Source organism: Microcystis sp. M53603_WE2 (assembly GCF_030065435.1).
On the sequence record NZ_JASJFF010001136.1, the window covers coordinates 1 to 2,300 of the forward strand.

1 protein-coding gene and 1 pseudogene are annotated in these 2,300 nt (G+C 47.7%); one reads left to right on the top strand and one right to left on the bottom strand.

Annotated features, from left to right (window positions below; translation table 11 throughout):
* Nucleotides 1-1,412 (top strand): tyrosine-protein kinase domain-containing protein (locus PX481_RS23970; RefSeq protein WP_288096424.1); only part of this gene is annotated, 1,412 nt, incomplete at its 5' end.
* A 6-nt stretch (nt 1,413-1,418) separates the two neighbouring features.
* On the opposite strand, the pseudogene PX481_RS23975 reads toward PX481_RS23970, so the two are convergent.
* Nucleotides 1,419-2,300 (bottom strand): annotated as a pseudogene (locus PX481_RS23975) (family 10 glycosylhydrolase); the annotation flags it as partial.

Consider the following 2,300-nt stretch of genomic DNA (forward strand, 5'->3'; position numbering starts at 1 on the left):
CCCAGATCTTGGGCACGGAAGCCCAATTGGAGCGACTACAGAAGGATTTACGTCCCGAACATCCCACCGTCGTTAAATTACGCAAAGAACAGCAAGTTAACGAATCTCTCTTACAAAAAAGGGCCGCCGAGGTGATCGGAAAAGATGGCATCCTGACCGATCTTCCCAGCAGTCGCATCCGTCAGCAAAGTAATCTCGATGCCACCCGCCAACAATTAGCGGCTCAATTAGTCACCCTGCAAACCCAGCGTGAGGGTTTGATGAAACAATTAGAGTCCCTGGTGACTCAGGAACAGCAATTACGCTCCCAATACGAAAAATTCCCCGATAAACAGCTACAGCAAGCTCGTTTAACCCAAGCTGTCGCCTTTCAACGGGGTATCTACGAGAATATTCTCAATGCTCTGGTGGATGCTCAGGCCGCAGAAGCGGAAACCGTGGGTAGTCTCACCGTCGCCCAACCGCCGGTTGCTCAACCGATCGAACAGGTGTTTAACCGCAAGAATCGTACCTTGATTCTCTTGGTGGGTGCTGGTTTGGGAACTTTAGCCGGATTGGGTACGATTCTCCTGTTAGCAGTGATCGATGATCGCCTGCACAGTCCCCAAGAATTGCGGGAAGCTTTGGTTAGTCGGGATATACTACTCTTGGGACAATTGCCCATTGTCCGGAATTTAGAGGGCGAGGAAATCGAGCCGATTCTCGCCGATGCTAATGCCAATTATCTCCCCTACTACGAACGTTTACGCAGTACCCTGCGACTTGTTGGCGGCGGCGAAACGGTGAAAGTGGTTGTTGTCACCAGTATTACTGGCGGAGAGGGGAAAACCGCCACTGCCTATAATCTGGCCATCGCCGCCGCTTTAGCGGGCCGACGGACTCTGTTAGTAGAAGGAGATCTGAGAAGTCCCTCTAAGGCCGAAGAAATCGGAGTCACTCCCGATCCCAATTCTTTCCGAGAACCCCTACTTTACTACGGGGCAAAAAGTAAATCGATCCGGCTGGCCCCAAATATTGAAAACCTTTCCATTTTGCCTAGTCCCGGTCCGCAAAAACAAGCGGCAGCTATCATTGAATCGAGCGAATTACAATTAATTCTCAAAGATTCTCGCGGCCGTTTCGATCTGGTGATTGTGGATACTCCTTCTCTGTCTAGCTGTAATGATGCGCTGCTCTTAGAAGAACTAGCGGACGGGATTATTCTGGTAACGCGCCAGGGCATAACTCGTTCTAATCTCTTGAGTGAAGCAACTGACCAGTTAACAGAAGCGGAAGTGAAAATTTTAGGGGCGGTAATTAACTACGTCGATATTACACCGACTCTCAACACCGCCGAACCGGAACTGCCGCCTTTGATAGTCCCCCCAACACAGGAAAAAACAGAGACGGAAGAAGTAAAAGTAGAGGTGTAAATGGGGTTACTTATGACAAAATCTTCTGGCTCGATCGAATTGTGGTTCTTGCCAAGAAAAAGCAAAATGACTGATACTATCTATGCTGGGAAAAGCTAGGCGAATCGCTGCCATTTGCACTTCTAAGGAGGGACGATTGTTATAGGGTTGTCCCCATAAACCCGCTAAAGCTGGGATAACAGGAGTTTGATTTCCCCTGCTTGCCACTACTCTTTTGATCTGATTAACCACACAGGTAGTATCGTTACAATTAGCGTAGGACATGGGATGCCATTCTAGGGAAGGAGGAAAACTATCCCAAGCTTGTAAACGGGAATCAAAACCTTGATTACCCACAAGACGATTCCCATCGGGAAAAAACACTGCTCCGGCGGGAATTCCCTGACGTTCCACTAGGGCAGAAAAATAACTAATATAATCAATTACACCCTGGGCAGCATGGGCAACCGCTAGGAACCAAAGTTCTAATTTGAGGCGATCAAAACGACTTTTAACTGATTGTTTCATCTCCTCTTCTAAGGGGATTCTACCCTGCCAAAGAGGGGCGGTTTCTTGGGGATAAAGGCGATCTGCTTCGACGATATCATGGGGGGAAATTTGGCCACGAGTCAGATAGCGTTCGATTAAAAATTTGCCCTTATTATTCAATCCTCGATTAATTAAAGCTTGTCGGGATGCCGGACTAAAAATCCATAAATCTTTGACATCATCAGCAACGGAATCGACTCCCGTTCCTCTGGGATAGCGAATATAATCAAATAAAACTCCATCGGGACGACGTTGTAAAATGGCTTCTAGGAGAATTAAATAATCCTGTCGCGCTTGATTACTGTAGGGATCGACAAAAGTTTGGGATCGATCATCGACAAAAGAGGTGCTATCCTGTCC